The sequence below is a fragment of the Bacillus sp. 7_6_55CFAA_CT2 genome (genome assembly GCF_000238655.1).
GTDB lineage: Bacteria > Bacillota > Bacilli > Bacillales > Bacillaceae_G > Bacillus_A > Bacillus_A cereus.
Genome location: NZ_JH414709.1, coordinates 587,556 through 606,540, shown reverse-complemented (window position 1 = coordinate 606,540; position 18,985 = coordinate 587,556). Strand labels below are relative to the sequence as shown.

Here is an 18,985-nt window from a genome sequence, read left to right as displayed (position 1 = left end):
TTTTACACCCTCTTCTTTGTTAATTTAAGTAATACTTTGCTCAAGCTTTCTTCCGTAAGATCCTCTGCATCAGCAAAATCTGATACCGTAAAAGCAGACTCTGTTGTTGGTTTATTTATAAGTTGACGAAGATGCCTCAACATACCATCTGCTATCACTTGAATTTTTAATTTAGAAAACTGTTCCCTACTATACATCCAAATAAAATGTAACTTTTCATCTTTCACCATTCCGATAACATCAATTAGATGAGATGGTTTGGAATCTGGAGCATGATCTAAAAATGTAAATCCTGTCTCTTGCATAAACAAAGAGTCCCTTGAAAACACCTGATCAAATTGGCCCAAATAGTTAAAGCTTATTGAAGGCTTTTGCTGATAAAACGGAAGTAATCCTTTATTCAAGTAACGTAAAATACCATAGTCAACTCCGCGATTTGGGATTCGACGCAATTGCTCTTTGACTGCCTTTAACCCTTCAATAGGTGTCTGAGTTCCTTGAAAATTGAGATGAACGGGATAAATACTCGTGAACCAGCCCACTGTCCTTGATAAATCAATACCTTCAATCATCTCTTCTCTCCCGTGTCCTTCTAGATGAATAGAAACGGTTTGCTGATTTGTACAATCGACGATAGCTTGTCCTAATGCCGTTAATAGTACCTCATCAATCCTTGTCTTATGAGTGACTAGAACTTCGTGAAACAATGCTTGTGTTTCTTCTATTCCTAAAGTCCCCGTCACTTGATCAATCGATTCTTCTGTCGTTTCTTGTATTGGATAGTCCATTGGAATTTTCATCGTTTCTTTTTCTACTTGTTCATTCCAATAATCCTTTACTTCTTTTGAAATACCCGAATCACTGTATGTCTGAAGTCGTTCAGACCATTCTTTAAAAGATGTACTTTTCGCAGGTAAGCGAATTTCTTGACCTTGTTTCATCTGGTTATATACCACCTGTAAATCTTCCAATAGAATCCTCCATGACACTCCATCTACTACTAAATGATGTATCACCCAGAATATTCGATCATTTTCAGTCAAGTTATCTTCAAAGTACACTACTTTCATTAACGGACCAGTAATTAAATTGAAACTAGCTTGATGAATATTCATCTCTTCTTGTATTATTTTATTCCACTCTTTTTCATTAACTTGATTCCGTTTTACAACATGGAGTACTGACAGCTCATCAGTCCCTTCATTTCTCTGCCTCCACGTTCCGTTTGGTAACTGTTCGTACCGGAAACGTAAAGCATCATGATGTTTCAGTAAATTTAATATCGCTCCCTCTAGTAATTTCACATCCAATCTTTCTTTTACTCTTAAAAGCATTGATTGATTCCAATGCTCTGTATGTGGATGTTCTTGCTCGAAGAACCAGCGCTGAATTGGAGTAAGAGGCACATCACCTATCACAATTCCCTGCTCCGCTTGTACTCCCTGCGTTTCTATAGCCACTTGTGCCAGCTCAGCGATAGTTGGGCATTCAAACATTTGCTTTGGAGTAAGTTTTAACCCCACTTGACTTGCTTGAGATATGATTTGAATACTGAGAATCGAGTCGCCACCAATTTCAAAGAAATTATCATAGATTCCCACCTTTTTAACACCTAATACTCTCTTCCAAATGGTAGTTAGTATCTGTTCGTTACTATTCCGAGGGCCAACACATTCACTATTAATCTGCGTTTCCTCCGGCATAGGTAAGGCCTCACGATCAACTTTACCGTTAGCTGTAAGTGGAATAGCTTCCATCGCCACAAATCCCGAAGGAACCATATAACTTGGTAGTTTCGCTTTAAGATACTCTCTCCACGCATCTACATTTCCATCTCCTACAACATATGCTACTAATCGTTTATCGCCTGGCTGATCTTCTCTTACAATTACAACTACCTCTTTTACATATGCATATGTATGTAAAGTAGACTCAATTTCCCCAATCTCAATTCGGAAACCACGTATTTTAACCTGATGATCAATTCTTCCACGATAATCTAGATTCCCATCTGGCAAATACCTCGCTAAGTCTCCTGTCCGGTATAATCTTGCTTTCAGATCACTACTAAATGGATGAGATATAAAACGCTCTGCTGTTAATTCAGGTCTATTTAAATACCCACGTGCAAGCCCTGCCCCGCCAATATAAAGTTCACCATCAACACCTATAGGAACAGGTTGTTGATAAGCGTCTAGTATATACACTTCTAAATCGGGAATCCGCTTTCCAATATTACTTCTTGAAGCCTGCTGCACATCATCTAAAGTAATTGGATAATATGTAACATGAACTGTAGTTTCTGTAATTCCATACATATTAATTAACTGTGGGTTTTTCTCCCCATACCTTTGAAACCACGGTAACAAGCTAGTAGGTTCTAACGCTTCTCCGCCAAATATGACATAACGCAGCTGCAAATTTTTATTCTCATCTTCTTGTTCACACACTTGTATTAATTGTCGAAATGCGGAAGGTGTCTGATTTAGAACTGTGACTTCTTCCTCCACCAATAATTGATAAAAATCCTTAGGTGATCGACTAATCCAGTACGGAACAACAACTAATTTTCCACCATATAATAATGCTCCCCAAATTTCCCATACTGAGAAATCAAATGCATACGAATGAAAAAGCGTCCAAGTATCTTTTTCATTAAACTGATACCAACAATCCGTCGATTTAAATAACCGAATGACATTGTGATGCTCTATCATAACGCCCTTTGGATTTCCCGTTGATCCCGAAGTATAGATTACATATGCCAGATTTTGGGGACCGACACCAGAAACCGGCAAAGTCTTACTTTCTTTCCCAATCTCATCTTGATCACGATCCAGGCAAATCGACTCAACATTTTCTGGTAACCAGTTCAATTCTTTTAAACTTTCTTGCGTTACGAATAACTGAATGCTAGCATCTTCTAAAATATATTGAAGTCGTTGCTCTGGATATGTTGGATCAAGTGGGACATAAGCCCCACCAGCCTTCAAAATCCCTAAAATACCTACAATCATCTCGTGGGAACGTTCAACGCACAGTCCAACTAAAGTATCAGGTCCTACTCCTTTTTTCTGCAGATAATGAGCTAACTGGTTTGCACGTTCATTAAGTTCCTTATAAGTAATTTTTTCTTTTTCATACGTAACTGCAATAGCATTTGGATAAATCATCGCTTGCCGTTCGAACATTTCATGAATAGTTACTTGAGGTGGGACATCCAGTTTAGGATTGTTGAACTCAACTAAACTTTTTCTTTTATCCTCCTCAGAAATGATTTCTATTTCAGCCACCTTCTGCTTTGGGTTTTCAAAAATATTTTCCAGTATCACTAGCATAACGTTAAAGAATCGTTCTATCTCTTCCTTAGAAAATAGCTCCTCACGATAATCAATATGTACATGTAAAGAGTCTATATCAATTAGATTTTCAATATGCACTGCAAAATCTTGTACTTCTTCACGGTTTGGAATCCATAGTGAGTCACCACTTTCATCACGATCCCTATAATCAATCGTAGTTCCGAAAAGTCTCACATTACTGTTATTCTCTTTATTAATCTGCTTTAATAACAAATCAAATGGATATTTCTGGTGTCTTAATGATTTACTTTGTTTTCTGGACACCCTACTAATAAATGAAAGTACTTCTTCTTCTGGATCAATATCCATTCTTAAAGGAACTGTACTCACCATCATTCCAATCAATTTTCGTTCCATTTTAGTCATACGGTTGCCGTAAGCCATTCCTAAACCAATATCAAGCGATGAGGTCCACCGATACATGGACAACGAGAAAGCAGCAACAAAAAGGGTGTATAAACTAAATTTGTAATCTTCAGAAAATTTTTCTATCTTTCTCTTCAAATGCTCCGTTAATATAAACGTCTCACGTGATGCTTTGGTACTAACTTGGTACGTATTATAAGGCTTCAATCCAGTCACAGATGGCAGTGTTTTAAATTCCTCTAGCCAAAATTTTTGATCTTTTTGAAAGCGACTACTATTCAAGTATGTTTGTTCATTGGTCAGAAATTGAACATATGAATTTTTAATTTCGCCTTCCTCATTCTCGTTATGCATGTCATAATAATATTTTGCAATCTGCTCAGTAAATATTTGAATTGATAAACCATCCATAATAATATGATGAACATTTCCAAAGACTGCACATTCATTATCGTTTAATTTTATTAAAGCGAAATAGTATAAATTTGAATTAAATAATGTAAACGTTTCTTTTGTTTTCTGCTCAATCCATTCCTCAAGCAAATTTGTATTCTCCACATTACTGAAATCAAAAAACTCAAATTCTTGTTCTTCATGTTTAGTAAAATATTGTTTCGGTTCTTGATGCCCATTTTCTTTTAACCTAATGCACAGACCGTCATTTTCACTGATAACGCGATTCACAACTTGGTTTAAATTTGAATAGTTCATTTTTCGATGAAGTTTAAATAAAAATCTTAAATTACATATTCCTTTATCAGAATGAACAACTTCTGTATACCATATTCTTCGCTGCGGGTGGCTTAATGGATAACATTCCTCATTGGTCATAAAAATCTTCCCTTCAAAAATTATTTGCTCTTATAGGTTCGTGTTTATGTTTAGCCCATAAATATTTCTGCAGTGAAACTCCAATTACTCCAATAATAACAAGCCCAATCCCTCCATAAACATAGAGTTGAGTTACTCCAAATAAATGCACTAATGGGCCACTCATAGCAGGGGAAATAATTAAAACTGCGTTTGTTAAACTGCTTTGTATACCAAATACTCTTCCTACTTGATCTTGATCGGATTCTATTTGTAATATGACTTGATTAGATACAAGCATCAGCCCACTTCCAATACCAGCGATAAAACTAATTAAATAGGCTAAAACGAAGACCGTACCGGGCGTTATCAAACCAATCCCCCCAAAACCAATTCCCATTAAAACCATACCTCCACATACTACCCAGCCATATTGAAATTGTTTTAATTTCTGAGTTAGTAATGCACCAAGTATTCCGCCAAGACCAATAATAGAAATGATATATCCCATTTTACTTTTATCATGTGGGAATAAGCTCTTAAATAAAGTTGGGAATTGTGAGTCTACTAATTGTAATACTGCCATGGCTATTGTAACGAAAATCATGGTTGATAATATTATCCGATTAGATAACACATAACCCCACCCTTGTACCCAAGCGGTCCAAGTACTTTGTTTTTGCTTTTCAACAAATTCTTTCGATATAGTTTCTTTAAATTTTATTGTGGGTATGAGAACTAAGGTAGCTAATAAACAACTTATAGCTCTTATAATGAGGCAGAACTCTGGTTGAAACCAACTCAGCAACATGCCCCCTATAAGTGGGCCTACTATCTTTGTACCCTGCTCTACTATTCCGTTGATACTTACTGCTTTAGTAAGCAAGTCCGGGGATACAATCTGTCTTGTTAGTGTTTGCTGTGCAGGATAATAGAAAACAATAAAAATGGAACGAATCATTAATGCCACTAAGAGCCAGTGGATATCTTGTACAAATAAAAGAGCAATTGTTATTAAACCAACCATTAGATTACAGAACATCATAATTGGAATTTTTCTAAAACGATCTGCAATAACACCTGCCCATGAGCCAAAAATAATTCCAGGAAGTGCATATGCAACAGGAATCAATCCAATCATAGTAGGATCTACTTCCCATTCAAACCCAACTATAGTCATAATCGCTAACATATCAATAAAAACACCAAGCATAAGCAATGAATAGGCAGAGAAAACTTGTAAATAAACCCTATTTCCTAATAGGCCTTTTGAATCAGTAGTTTTCATAAAAGCAAGCTCCTTAGGTTACTAATATAAACGCTTTTGCGTATAAGGTACCTCTTTATTAAACTTAATTAATCATTATTGACATCTCACCTAGAATTTAACTTCGTCAAAACTCAAACCACTCTTGTTTTTCATATATTTAAAATAGTCAGACAAACGAAAGCGTACCTATTTCTTCATTTTTATATCAACTGTTACAAAATATATCTTTACCTTACACTAATAACAGCTAAACGTTTCCTTAATATAACCCTTTACAGTCGTTTGCACATTCAATTCACATCCTTTTTAAAGTTGGCTTTTTTCTATCTCAAATACTATCACACAAATATTTCACCTACTATATTCATAAAGTTGAAATATTTGAATCAGAAAATTCGGATAAAAAACTAAATCCACAAATCATACCAAACAATTATTTAGTTATATTGTCATTTTATAGATAGCTTTAGCCATAAGGATATCAAGAATTAAGTTTTTTAATTTTATTAACATAATAGTTTATAGAGACTATAAATCCTACTAAACAAAAAAATAAATATACAATAAAGTATATTTATTTTTTCTTATCCTACATATTTTCTATGCAAATTAATTCCAATAACTAAAGTTGATAATAAAAATATAATATTACCAATCACTAATGTACTCATAACAAGAATTGAATAATATAGTATTAATACTTCTGCACCTACTACCTATTTTATTTATTGGATATTTATACTTCAAAAAAAATTACACATCATTCACAATTAGGATACATACCCAAAATATCATTTGAACATGTTATTATATTTTAAGATAATATAAAATCAGTTTTTCTATAAGAGAACTTAATTTTTATGTAGTACGAAATTGTTAGTAATACAGTATATACTAATTTAGTTATAAAAACATTTAAAGACCACCTATTTCCATAAGTGATCTTTCTTTGTGATTCTGTATTTGTGCACTACTGTAGAAATATATCGTAGAAACGCTTTGTTTGCTAAATGTTTAGTTCTTTCCATTTACTAAAAAACATAGCTTCATACACTTAATATCATATTCGTTACATTGCAAACTATTATTTTGTCTTCTGTACAGGCAAACTACTAAAAATCAATTCAGCAACTTTTACATATCCTTTTGAGTTTGGATGAATTAAATCCTTAGACCAAAGCGTATTGTCATTAACTAAATGATGATTCCAAAAATCAACATGATGAAGCTTATACTCTCTGCTCAGTGAATGTATAACTTCATTTGCCTCTAATAATTGTTCTTTTATTTCTTGTTTTTTTCAGAAGCAAAAGGAAGCCTAACTGTAAAATCAGGAAGGTTTGCTATAATAATATCAGCCCCTGCTTTACTTAATGTATCTATCATAAATTCCATATCGTTCTTATATACATCATGATTCCAACGTCCTTTTAAAACATCGTTTGCCCCTGCAATGAGACTAACCAAATCTGGATTAAAAGTTAACGCCTTTTCCAATTGCTGCAAGCGAATTTCTTCAGTTACTAACCCACGCTTTGCAAAATTGGCATATTCTATATCTTTTTCACACAGTTGAACAAAATGATCTACCCAGCTTTTTAATGCAATTCCCTCAACTTCATCCCCTATCCCCTCTGTAAAACTATCACCAATTGCTACAAATCGCTTCCACATATGTATTCCCCCTTTATTTTTAAACATATCTATACTATACAATAGCTCACACCGTAATTGTTATTTCTAAGTGGTTTTCGATTTCAATTATATTCCACTTTACTATATTTACATTTAGAATCCAAAATTGACCGATTCCCAAGTATACTAAGGAATCGGTCATATTCGTATATTTACTAAAGAAATAAAATCCCTCTAGGACTTATACTTTTTTCAAAAAATTTGTTGTTCTTTGTTTTGCCCAGTTGATACATTTCTTTTCGATTACATGATACGAAACTATAGAAAAAAGTAGTGTCATTGCAATGCACAAAGTAAGAAGAAAAAATTACACCCTGACATTCCAAGCTATCCACATAAGAATCTATAGTGCTTTGAAACCTTTTGTTTCAAACTAATATTTAGTTGTATCCTATAAAATTAGCTTTTTACTATATCAATCGTACGATCCCACATACCACTAAAAAAAGATCCTGTTTTACGTATAAAACGTGTAAGCCAATTTGCTTGTTCCACATCAGATTTTGTTACAAGGTCTATTTGTAATGAATTACCTGATAAGAACCCAGGATCTGTATTATCTTTAGACGAGATAATCATTTTACTAATTGTTACACCTTTTTTAATAGGCGCTTCTTGTTCCGTATTCGATACTTTAAATTCTTTTTTATAAATGTCTTTATTGCCCTTCGGCATTGGAAGTGAAACAGCTTGCTTCGTTTGAACTACTACATCTTTGTCTTTTGCATTTGCCACTCGAACTGTTTCATGTCCTTTTATTACTGAATCTTTTCCGTAGACATTCTTCACTTCAAAATTCGCAAATCCATAATCGTATAATTTCTTTGTTTCATCAAAACGTGCCGTATGAGATTTTGCTTTTATCACTACAGAAATTAGGCGCATACCATTTCTTTCTACTGTACCAGTGAAACAATCTCCCGCTTCTGGAGTCGTTCCTGTTTTCAAACCATCTACACCTTCATATTGCTTAATTAAACCTTTTAACATCCAGTTAAAGTTCGCCATATCAATTGGATATTTACCACCCTCTTGGAATGTTTTTTTAGGAATTTTTGCTGTATTTAATATTTGGGGAAAATCTTGAATAAGACGTTGTGCTAAAATTGCACAATCCCTTGCAGACATTTTATTTTTCTCGTCTAGAGTTGTCCCTTCTAGGTGATATCCTTTTAAATCTTGATTTGTTAAGCCGGTAGAGTTTACAAACTTATAGTCTTTCATACCAAACTCTTTTGACTTATCGTTCATCATTTTTACAAAATTGACCTCTTTACCAGCAATCTGTTCAACTAAAGCAATTGTTGCACCATTTGCAGAGTAAATTGCCATTGCCTCATATAACTCTTTTACCGTATAAGAGCCACCATTTTCTAATGGAACATTTGATAGTGAACGATCTTGCGAAATCTTATGTGCATATTCAGAGATTTTAACTTTTTGATCCCATTTAAGTTTTCCTTTATCCACCGCTTCATGAACTAAGTATTCGCTCATCATTTTTGTCATACTAGCAATTGCCAATGATTCATCTGCATTTTTTTCATATAAAATTTTTCCAGAATTTGCTTCTATTAAAATTGCTGACCCTGCTTCAACGTCTATAGCAGGATCTGTTTCCGCTGCTGCTTTTCCAATTGTAACGACCATGCTACAAAATATTGTAAGCACTGTTACTATTGCAATAACTCTATTGCAAAACATACCTTTCACTTCTGTTACCTCCAATTTCTTTGTACTTAAAAAAAGCGTTATTCTAACATAATCCCGCAAAAAAATAGAAAGTGTTCTCAAATTGTATATACATATAAAACGTTAGAATCGCTTTCATATAGACCATCTCATCCGACATTTTCAGGTGCGCTAATACTTTGTATTCCCACACATATCCTTATTTTTAATCCCCTTATATTTTTCAAAATGATTCACACTTTCATATTTTTTTAGGATTACAGTTAATAGACAATCTAAATAATACATTTGTTCCACATTTACAAAAAATAAAAACTACACCCTATACTGGATGTAGTTTTTCTAACTGATTTATTTATTTTTCACTTCATTTTTATAAAAAGCAAATAATGGTTCGATGGATGGACTAGATAACAGCGGAATTGCCTTCTCAATCAATTTCCTATCCCAATCAAACCAACGCATTTCCATTAACATGTTTATTTCTGTATCAGTGAATCGTTTCTTTATTTCCTTAGCAGGATTTCCACCAACTATTGTATACGGCGGAACATCTTTACTTACGACTGATCCTGCAGCAACAATTGCACCTTCACCAATAGTAACGCCAGGCATTATTATAGCATTCATTCCAATCCAAGCATCACTTTTAATGACTGTATCTCCCTTAGGTTCATATGATTGTTTAATTTGCTCAGCGAATGGATATACTGTAATCCATTCTGAGTGATGATTATGATTACCACCCATTAAAATGACTACCCCGCTTGCTATGCAAACATAATTCCCAATAATGAGTTTGTCAAGGTGCCATCCCATCTGTTCAATTGGATTGAACAGTGCTTGGGACTTAGCATCTCCCCACAAATACCTTACACAGCCATCTTCAAAATTTTGATGACTATAATAGCCTGAATAATAGGAGTACTCTCCTACTTCAATGAGTGGATTTGTTACTATATCTTTTATATACTTTGTTTCTGACCAATGATTAAATAATGGATGCTTCATAACTTTATTCCTCGCTTCTAAGTATTATATATATTGCTATTTACTTAGAAGCTTACTACGACTGCTACATTTTTTAGCTTTCTCAAACGACGAATCATTATCTTCAAGCCTTTCTTTTATACTATAAAAAAGCATAACGCAATACATTACACTAGTCAAATTGTGTAATTTTGAACACATCTTAAACAGCGTAATACTGCAATAGGAACATGAAAACACTCTAACTTTGATACAAATAATATATTGATTACATTTAGTTCATATTTTGTAAAAAAATCTTAATTGCCATGACAAAGCAAACAATAACCACTATTGGTCGTATTAATGCCGTCCCTTTTGTAAGCACCATCTTCGCCCCAATATATGATCCTATTATTTGACCAAGCATCATAATCAATCCAATTGTCCAATCGATTTGGCCAAAAATAATAAAATACAACAAAGCAGCGAAATTACTTGTAAAGTTCAAAATCTTAGCATTTGCAGTCGCCCGTGTAGCACTATATCCACATAAGAGAATGAATGCTAAAGCAATTAAACTACCTGTTCCTGGGCCGAAGAAACCATCATAAAATCCCAGTAACGGAGCCACTGTTAACGCAAACAACAACATACTTATTTTTCTCGGTCGATCTTCGTTTGCTATATTTGGAGATAATAGAAAATAAATGCCAATAAAAACAAGTAAAAAAGGTAATATCATAATTAGATATTCTGCTCGTATCTGTAAAACAAGCCATCCACCGAAAACTGATCCAAAAAAGGTCATTAAGATGGACAAACGCATTTCTTTAAGATTAATTTCTTTCTTCTTAATAAAAAACACTGTTGCCATGAGAGTTCCGCTACTCCCTTGCAGTTTATTAGTTGCTATCGCTACAGAAGGAGACATACCTACTAATAACATTATCGGGATAGTTATCATACCACCGCCTCCAGCAATTGTATCTATCCATCCTGCTAATACAGCTACTAAAAATAGTAGTATGAGTAATTCAATAGTAAAATCCATACAAAGAATATGGGAAGACTTGAGCTATTATACCCCAAACCTCCCCATCGTCCCTCCTCTCTTTAAACTAGTTAATAATATCTGTAAAGTAACTTCCTTTCTGATCACGTAATCGGCTGGAAACGTACTGCCTGCAAACAATTCTTCTTCCGTATTTATTATTTCCAATCGGGATTTTATATTCTTCCTCAGATAATCTTTCCCTACCATGAGTTACATTTGTTTGTTTACCATAGTATGAATTTGGTATAAGTAATAAATCTTCAGATGTAAGTGGAACCTTATAAGTAGGCGTTGTTCGTAAGAGTTCTAAAAACATGTCAAATTTCAATTTTTCTTCTTCACTTTCTCCCACATAAATCAATCTATTTTCTGCTCCATTCAAACAAGTTGCAATAATATCACCATTATCATCTAAAAATATAATTTGGTTTATTTCCCCTACAAATCCCGATATTTCACCATCAGCCATTCCTGCGATATGAGCAATAGGCATTTTACTTATCGCCAATATGTCATCTTTACTGAAGTGATTTTCTTCAAGATGCTTTTGAAGTAATTTTGGCGTTCCAATATGAGTTTGAGTTTTTAAATTTAACACTCCTTTTAATAAAAGAGCATCAACTCTAGTAAATTTGCCACAAGTAATTTCAGACACTATTCGTTCCACGGATTTATTAAGTCTATTTGATACAATTTCTAAATTTGTATTGAATGTATTCAATCTCACTTCAATATCTGACTGGTCTTTCATATCTGTATACACTGTGGCATCGTTATGTTGATAAAAGTTCCCGCCACCGGTGCTTGCACCGACATTTCGCAAAACTTCATCGTTATTTAAAGGCGAAATGAGATGAAATCTATTTTTCCCAGCATGTTCGGATGGGTGAATTAAAGCATCATAATTAAAAAGTGTGGCAAAAAGCCATGTGACCCATTCTGCATAAAAATATTTTTTCATTCTATCGTGTTCGTCTTCACCATAATTAAAACCTCTGCGATTTTCCCCAGGTAATAGTGTTTCTATAGGGTCACATGGAGTATTTTTAATAAGAATAGGCGGTACGTTCCCGCCACAATTCGCTATTTTTATCATATGTAGTAGGTTTTTCACATCTGAATTCGGATTTTTCTTTGAATAGTCAATCAAACAATTAAGCCACTCTTTTGAAAAATATGCTGCTATTTCTTGATCACAAGTATAAGGATTATGAGTTTTTAATTCATTTTCTATCAGATTCTTCATTTTATCCTTCAATAGATTCGGAATAGTAATTTCTTCAATTTCTGTAATCTGCAGTATTCCTTTATTCATTATAAAACCTCCGTTGTTTTATTTTTTACACCCTATCTTCATTAAACAAACTATCCACTTCTTTTTTACTCCTTTACTTTTCGTCAGAGCTATTAGAATTACCGATTTACAAATAAAAAACATGGAGTATAAGAGATTTCTTCTTAGCTACATTTCCCCCACGAACCTCTATTGAATTGACAAATTTAATTTGAAAATCTGATTCATTTTCATACTTTACTTTCAAACTATGTTTATATGATTTTCAATTCAAGTAAGAGTATTTCATTTTCTAAAGTTTTCCTAATTTTAAAATCAGAATTTTCAATACAACTATGTTAACATTAAAAATATAACACGAAACCAAAAAATGTAAATGAATAGTTTTTTCTAAAAAATAGTCAGACTATTTACAAGGTAATTCGTATTCCATTGAACCAACTACGGCCCCTCAATTTTATTGATAACAATAAAAAAGCCCCCTAAATGAATAGAGGACTTTTTCCAAGTATATTCTATTTTAAAGTTCTTACTTACCTTTTACTTTAAAAGATATTGCTGTAACTTCTTTATTAACAGTTCCATCCCGTTTGGACTTACAATAATCTTCCCATTCGCTAACGAAATATTGCTGTCTGAAATATCTCCTGTAAGTGCACAAGCTCTTGGAGATTGATATTTTCGTAAAATAATCTGATCCTCTTCTATAAACATTTCAAGAGAATCTTTTTCTACAATTCCTAAACTCCGTCTTATTTCCATTGGAATAACAATACGCCCCATACTATCTGCTTTACGAGTAATTCCTCTTGATTTCATAAAATGCCACCCTTTATATTTATCTAATATTACGGTATTCATTTTAGCAATAAACAACAATTAGGAATAGTTCGTATTACAGTACTTTTTTTAGAAATAAATAACAATTAGGAATAGTTTATGTTAAAATTCTTTCTTGTTTATTCTTGATTTTTAATATATTTTTCCTTGATCATTTTTATATATTGTTTTCTTTCAGTTAGTTCAAATATAAATAATGCTTTTTTTATGTCTGTTAAACCAACTTCATTAGAGTGCTGAACTTTCAATAAAATTGCACCTTTTTCAAAAAACAATTCACCTAATAAGTATAAAGTATTCATATTTATGGCTAATTTTATGCCTATTTCACTATACTTTATTGCTTCTTCATATTGATTTGCAAGGTGTAAACATTTTGTTAACGTATGAATGAGTCTTAATTTGATTTCTTTTTCTCTAGGAAATTCTATCTTATTAAAATTAATTAAACTTTGTTTTAATATATTTATACTTTTCTCATACTCTTCATTTTCTGCATGTATTATAGCAATTGAATTCATTATGCTTATTTCTTTTTCTGATAAAAAGTTAGTACTACTTAAGGTTTGTTTTAGTGCTCTATTTAAAATGTCAAAAGCATTACTTGTTGCTCCATTTACATAATATATAGCAATCGCTTCATGCCATAATAGAAATTGTTTATCTTCTTTTGATTGGAAATTATCATCATTTTTCTCTTTTTTTACTATTTCGTAAAGCTCATTATATTGTTTTTGTTTTACACAATCTCTCATTACACATTTTACATTTTCAATATATTTTATTTTTTATTTTTGGTTAGTGCGAATATATAATTTGGATCAATACCAAGTCTTTCAGATAATTGATACAACAATATGCTAGATGGATAAATAATACCTTTTTCTATCTTACTAATTTGACTTTGTGAACATATTCCATGACATAATTCAGATTGTGACATGTTTTTTTCTTTCTAAGTTCTTTAATAATAATACCAAGATTGTAGAATTCCATCTTTCCTCCCTCAAATGTAACACTTTATGAGTATAAGAATATTTTCCAACTTTTAATGTAATGTAAAATTGATATAGTTACAATTACTAATTATATGGATTTATAGTTTCTTTTACAAACTTGTACCACAATACGAGAAATTATTAAAATATGGTTCACTAATAATCAATGTGCGTTTTATTCACCCCCACTGATTATTAGTCCATCCCAGGCAGGCGTTTACAGGGAGTCCGACTTCTTTGCCACATCTAGATTTTGAGGTGGGAGTCTTACTACCCGCAAATAGCCGGATTAAAATAAATATGATTTTTCACCTTTATTTCTTTTAATAGTTTCTTTTGATATTTATATAAATAATTTCGAAGGAGCGTATTTTATGAAAAGAATGTTGACCGAAAGAGAGTTAGAAGTGGCTATTTATGTAGCAAAAGGATATACGGATGCAGAAATTTCCAAAAAAATATATGTTACCCCTCGAAGAATTTCAACGATAATTAATCATATTAAAGAAAAATGGCATATTAATTCTAGAGTGGAATTAGGTATTTTAGTTTATCATTATGGTTTTATAGATGCACCCTTATTTTCAAATAAAAAAATTCAGCTATGTAAAAAGGTTGTACAATAGATAGCGGAATATAACGAGTTTAAATTGCAAATAAAAATAGAAGAGCAAACAAACTTTTATTATTTGGTTTACTCCATCACTTTTTAAATTTCAGACATTAATATAAAAAGGTTAGAGAATTAACTTACTCTAACCTTTTTATATACACTATTAGGTTTCAAACAGTAAAGATGCCCTAATGCTACCATTGATCCTGTTCCCTATTCAACCTTGTATAAACAAAAAAAATCAGACATTACCACTATTCAAAACCAGTTACAATTCTCTCTTTCATTTTCTGTATTACTTCACTGCTCAATACTTTTTGACCAGCAGGAAGTTTTAATATGGCAGCGGCACCTTTACTAAGGTATATTTCTTGATCATTATTTTGATTTACTACCAATATTCCTTGCCCTTCAAATTCGGAATAACTAATATCTTTTGTTTCATTTGTATTATTTTTTATTGCTTTATATAATCCATATAAATCTTTACTTCTATTTTCTCCGCCCGTTCGAATCGGTTCAGTATCATTCGCAACAATTAGTCCTTCTGGCTGCTCACCCTTCATAATAAACCACAGCTTTTCATTTGTTGGTAATAGTAAATTCTTAAATTCAGAGCTATTTAAAATTTGCTGTGCTGGAATTGTTTCATAGATTGGTAACGAAAATGGGGATGTTGTTATTTTTTCAAAACTTAAATTTTCAGAAGAACTTCCCTTACTATATTGATAATCTTTTAATGCGATCGATTGTACTGATTCACTTTTATTTTTTGATGCATAACTAATTTTACTAGCGAAAATAATAACGGTCATTAAGCACATGCACAGTATCACAAGCTTAAGTAGTTTTCCCATTTATGAACCCCCGCTTTTAATATTATTAGTTTGCATGGATATTATAAACAGTTTCACTCCACCAAAAATTATTATTGTTATGGAACGTACTGAAATTATGATTATAATGATCACCATACCAAGGGTCCATGTATGTTATATAATCTGTTCCATTTGTCCCTTTATAAAATCCATCAAGTACTAAAAAGTGTCCGATGTTAGCTCCATTTTGCCACATAATGAGTGCAATCATCGGCTGATTACTATTAATTTGACTTTTGAACCAATCATAAGATTTTGCTCCAGAACTTATAGCTGAGCTAACCCCATATCCGGATAATCCATATTGTATTTCACGTGAAGTTGCAGGATTATTATATGATCCACCCTTAACATACCTAACGTACTGATCTTGTGAAGGAGTTTTTCCAAAATAATTTAAAACTGAAACCGAAGTGCCTGCCCAACACCAATTTGACCTTTCTTGTAATATGTTAGGTACAGATAATTTACGATCTATTGATGTATTTGGAGGATTTCCATTAATATACGCTGACGTTACATATACTTTTTTTCCATCTTTTAAATAATAAAACCAACGATTATCTAAATTTCCTGTCCAGTAATCTTTAACCGCTTCACCATACTCCCATCCTTTAAAAGATACTGTTGTATTTCCGGGAATCACATCTACAATATTTGCATTTAAACTTTTTGCCTCTCTAACATTTACATTCAATGGAGCTGTTGTCCCTGAAAATTCAACTTCTTCTGCTATTATTTTCTGAACACCAATAAAACTAAATGTGAAAAACAATAAAAACATACAAACAATAAAATGCTTTCTTTCCTTCATTTCTCCACCCCTTCATCAGTACTAAAAAAACATCAACAATTCATCCTTATTAATTGTTCAAGCTTAATATTACATACTAACGAAAAATGACTTCTCATAAAGTGAATCTTTAATCAGTAGTGGTTTTATTCATCCCCCACTGATTATTAGTTAAACCAATCGGGCTGCCCGGCAAATAGCGGGATAAATTCCAATACAAAAAAGGAGCCTATAAATTTTTATAGACTCCTTTTTATTTCGTCGTTATTACTTAGCTAATTCTTTCGTACCCTTCATTACATCAATGAAGAATCCCCAGTTATTCACTACAGAAGAAATACTGATATGTTCATCTGGAGTGTGGACGTTGAAAATGTCTGGTCCGAATGAAATTGCATCTAATTCAGGCATCTTTTGAACGAATGCGCTACACTCAATCCCCGCATGTACAGCGAAGATTTCAATTTCTTTATTGTATTTTTCTTGATGTACTTTTTCAAATAAATTACGAATTTGTGAGTTTGGATTGTATGGCCATTCTGGATACTCTGACTCTATTTCAAATGTAGCACCAACTAATTCAGCAATATATTTGATTTCTTCTGCAACATGTTGTTTTAAACTACTTACAGAACTTCGCACTTCGTTACGTAATTTAATTTCATCTTGCAACGTTTCAATAACGCCTAAATTTGTTGAGCTTTCTACAAGACCTTTAATATCCATGCTCATACTTTGAATGCCATTCGGAATTAAGAATAATGATGAAATAAGCTGCTTTTGTGTCTCTTTAGCAAATACTTTTTCAACTTTTTCATCCAATTTTGTCAGTGTAACATGAACATCTGGATCAACAGCACGCATTTCTTCTTGTAATACACGTGTCCATGATTCTAGTTTTTCTTCTACTTGTCCTACATCTTCTGTACGAATTAAAATTGTAGCTACACTTTCACGCGGAATTGCATTCGTTTTTAATCCGCCGTGAACTTCACTTATGTAAAACTCCGTATGTACTGATAAATCACGTAATACTCGTCCTAATACTTTGTTCGCATTACCGCGTTGCTTATCAATTTCCATACCAGAATGGCCGCCTTTTAGACCACCAACATATAGACGGTATGCATCCATATTCGCTGGCGTTTCATCCCAAATTACGGGAATTGTTTCAACAGCTTTCGCACCACCTGCACTACTTACAAGTAATTTATGATCTTCTTCAGAATCAATATTTATAAATATCTTTCCTTCAAAATGATTTGGATCAATAGCAAAAGCCCCGCCCATTGTCGTTTCTTCTTCAGTAGTGATAACGACTTCAAGTGCTGGATGCGGAATTTCTTTTGAATCTAATAAAGCTAATGCATACGCAACTGCAATACCATTATCAGCACCTAGAGTTGTTTGATTTGCATATAACATGTCCCCAATGATTCGTAATTCAATTGGATCTTTTTCAAAATCATGTACTGTTGCTTGATTTTTTTCGCAAACCATATCCATATGACCTTGAATAATAATAGCTGGTACATTTTCATAACCAGCTGTTGCTTCTTTTTTAATAATAACATTTAATGCTTCATCTTGAATGACTTCCAAGTTACGCTCTTTTGCAAAGCCCACTAAATAATCACTAATTTCCTTTTCATTACCTGATCCTCTAGGAATCTTTGAAATTTCTGCAAAATGATAAAATACAGGGTGCTTTGTTAATTGTTCTAAAGTAGAATACATTTTTCAAGCTCCTCTCAAAATGAAAAAATAGTATGTAAGTCTTTTATCATTATACCATGATTCATTATTTTACCTTTCTTTTAACTTTTATTGTTCATTTTATGTACAACACTCTTACAATATTGTAAGGGCGTTGTAAGCTATATCGATTTTTCTCATTTAATAATAGTCGTATACTTTTTAAAGAAACACATTAAAGGAGATAAAGAAAATAGAAAAAGTTTTTAGCAATTATTACACTATGTTTATTATTTTTTAGTTTTACTATTGGCTGTGAGAGAGCGTCACTAAATAGAATTGGTAAGGATGTATATTACATGCAGATAAAAGGCGAAGGAACTATCGAAAAAGTAGATGGTAGAAACTTACGAAACTATACGCTGCCCGCATATGATGAAGATGGTGTCAAAAAACAAATTACATTTAGAAGTACAAAAAAAGAAAACAACCATAAATTAAATGAAGACGCGTTTTTACGCCTTTATGTAGATCAAGATGATAATAGCAAAAATGAAATATCATCAATTGAAGTAAAGTCCTATGAAGAGATTCAGAAAGCAGATTTACCTGAAAAAGTAAAAGATAAGTTTACTATTAAATAAAAAAACAAA

At 32.6% G+C, this 18,985-nt stretch carries 12 protein-coding genes and 3 pseudogenes; 2 read left to right on the top strand and 13 right to left on the bottom strand.

What is annotated here, in order from left to right; translation table 11 throughout:
- Nucleotides 1–2: 2 nt before the first annotated feature.
- From HMPREF1014_RS12175 to HMPREF1014_RS12135, 10 genes and pseudogenes are all read right to left on the bottom strand, one after another.
- Nucleotides 3–4,559, bottom strand: a complete 4,557-nt coding sequence (locus tag HMPREF1014_RS12175; protein WP_000180450.1) for a non-ribosomal peptide synthetase — start codon at nucleotides 4,557–4,559, stop codon at nucleotides 3–5.
- 13 nt (nucleotides 4,560–4,572) lie between these two features.
- Nucleotides 4,573–5,826, bottom strand: coding sequence for an MFS transporter (locus tag HMPREF1014_RS12170; protein ID WP_000858613.1), 1,254 nt, complete (start codon nucleotides 5,824–5,826; stop codon nucleotides 4,573–4,575).
- Between the two features lie 1,066 nt (nucleotides 5,827–6,892).
- A pseudogene (locus tag HMPREF1014_RS12165) lies at nucleotides 6,893–7,482 on the bottom strand (SGNH/GDSL hydrolase family protein).
- A gap of 202 nt (nucleotides 7,483–7,684) precedes the next feature.
- Nucleotides 7,685–7,810 (bottom strand): annotated as a pseudogene (locus tag HMPREF1014_RS31215) (acyltransferase family protein); the annotation flags it as partial.
- Between the two features lie 92 nt (nucleotides 7,811–7,902).
- Nucleotides 7,903–9,216 carry a D-alanyl-D-alanine carboxypeptidase family protein gene (locus HMPREF1014_RS12160; RefSeq protein ID WP_000677705.1) on the bottom strand — a complete coding sequence of 438 codons (1,314 nt, stop codon included), beginning with the start codon at nucleotides 9,214–9,216 and terminating at the stop codon, nucleotides 7,903–7,905.
- Between the two features lie 330 nt (nucleotides 9,217–9,546).
- Entirely contained in the window at nucleotides 9,547–10,206 is a 660-nt protein-coding gene (locus HMPREF1014_RS12155; RefSeq protein ID WP_000682538.1) for a CatB-related O-acetyltransferase, read from the bottom strand.
- A 253-nt stretch (nucleotides 10,207–10,459) separates the two neighbouring features.
- A complete protein-coding gene (locus HMPREF1014_RS12150) occupies nucleotides 10,460–11,218 on the bottom strand; it encodes a TSUP family transporter (protein WP_000347986.1) in 759 nt (252 codons plus the stop codon).
- 67 nt (nucleotides 11,219–11,285) lie between these two features.
- The gene (locus HMPREF1014_RS12145) at nucleotides 11,286–12,536 is read right to left on the bottom strand and encodes a hypothetical protein (protein ID WP_001032366.1); all 1,251 of its coding nucleotides are present in this window, start codon (nucleotides 12,534–12,536) and stop codon (nucleotides 11,286–11,288) included.
- A gap of 519 nt (nucleotides 12,537–13,055) precedes the next feature.
- On the bottom strand, nucleotides 13,056–13,334 hold the full coding sequence (locus HMPREF1014_RS12140; RefSeq protein WP_000842216.1) for an AbrB/MazE/SpoVT family DNA-binding domain-containing protein: 279 nt from the start codon (nucleotides 13,332–13,334) through the stop codon (nucleotides 13,056–13,058).
- A gap of 140 nt (nucleotides 13,335–13,474) precedes the next feature.
- Nucleotides 13,475–14,351: pseudogene (locus HMPREF1014_RS12135) on the bottom strand (helix-turn-helix domain-containing protein).
- Between the two features lie 376 nt (nucleotides 14,352–14,727).
- Here HMPREF1014_RS12135 and HMPREF1014_RS12130 point away from each other — a divergent pair.
- The gene (locus tag HMPREF1014_RS12130) at nucleotides 14,728–14,979 is read left to right on the top strand and encodes a response regulator transcription factor (protein WP_000827560.1); all 252 of its coding nucleotides are present in this window, start codon (nucleotides 14,728–14,730) and stop codon (nucleotides 14,977–14,979) included.
- Between the two features lie 241 nt (nucleotides 14,980–15,220).
- Here the strand turns inward: HMPREF1014_RS12130 and HMPREF1014_RS12125 are convergent, their stop codons facing one another.
- The 3 genes from HMPREF1014_RS12125 to pepD form a co-directional block, all read right to left on the bottom strand.
- Nucleotides 15,221–15,823 carry a hypothetical protein gene (locus tag HMPREF1014_RS12125; protein ID WP_000517262.1) on the bottom strand — a complete coding sequence of 201 codons (603 nt, stop codon included), beginning with the start codon at nucleotides 15,821–15,823 and terminating at the stop codon, nucleotides 15,221–15,223.
- A gap of 25 nt (nucleotides 15,824–15,848) precedes the next feature.
- Nucleotides 15,849–16,658: a C39 family peptidase gene (locus HMPREF1014_RS12120; RefSeq protein ID WP_000664547.1), complete on the bottom strand. Its 810-nt coding sequence runs from the start codon at nucleotides 16,656–16,658 to the stop codon at nucleotides 15,849–15,851.
- 246 nt (nucleotides 16,659–16,904) lie between these two features.
- A complete protein-coding gene (gene pepD, locus HMPREF1014_RS12115) occupies nucleotides 16,905–18,374 on the bottom strand; it encodes a beta-Ala-His dipeptidase (protein ID WP_000287545.1) in 1,470 nt (489 codons plus the stop codon).
- A 230-nt stretch (nucleotides 18,375–18,604) separates the two neighbouring features.
- Between pepD and HMPREF1014_RS12110 the strand changes: the two genes are divergently transcribed.
- Entirely contained in the window at nucleotides 18,605–18,976 is a 372-nt protein-coding gene (locus tag HMPREF1014_RS12110; protein ID WP_043307204.1) for a YxeA family protein, read from the top strand.
- The last annotated feature ends 9 nt before the right edge of the window (nucleotides 18,977–18,985 follow it).

What these genes read in the sequence shown, in the direction of transcription:
- HMPREF1014_RS12175 (WP_000180450.1), bottom strand. Translation starts at nt 4,559, where the DNA reads ATGACCAATGAGGAATGTTATCCATTAAGCCACCCGCAGCGAAGAATA.
- HMPREF1014_RS12120 (WP_000664547.1), bottom strand. Translation starts at nt 16,658, where the DNA reads ATGAAGGAAAGAAAGCATTTTATTGTTTGTATGTTTTTATTGTTTTTC.
- HMPREF1014_RS12125 (WP_000517262.1), bottom strand. Translation starts at nt 15,823, where the DNA reads ATGGGAAAACTACTTAAGCTTGTGATACTGTGCATGTGCTTAATGACC.
- HMPREF1014_RS12130 (WP_000827560.1), top strand. Translation starts at nt 14,728, where the DNA reads ATGAAAAGAATGTTGACCGAAAGAGAGTTAGAAGTGGCTATTTATGTA.
- pepD (WP_000287545.1), bottom strand. Translation starts at nt 18,374, where the DNA reads ATGTATTCTACTTTAGAACAATTAACAAAGCACCCTGTATTTTATCAT.
- HMPREF1014_RS12140 (WP_000842216.1), bottom strand. Translation starts at nt 13,334, where the DNA reads ATGAAATCAAGAGGAATTACTCGTAAAGCAGATAGTATGGGGCGTATT.
- HMPREF1014_RS12150 (WP_000347986.1), bottom strand. Translation starts at nt 11,218, where the DNA reads ATGGATTTTACTATTGAATTACTCATACTACTATTTTTAGTAGCTGTA.
- HMPREF1014_RS12155 (WP_000682538.1), bottom strand. Translation starts at nt 10,206, where the DNA reads ATGAAGCATCCATTATTTAATCATTGGTCAGAAACAAAGTATATAAAA.
- HMPREF1014_RS12170 (WP_000858613.1), bottom strand. Translation starts at nt 5,826, where the DNA reads ATGAAAACTACTGATTCAAAAGGCCTATTAGGAAATAGGGTTTATTTA.
- HMPREF1014_RS12145 (WP_001032366.1), bottom strand. Translation starts at nt 12,536, where the DNA reads ATGAATAAAGGAATACTGCAGATTACAGAAATTGAAGAAATTACTATT.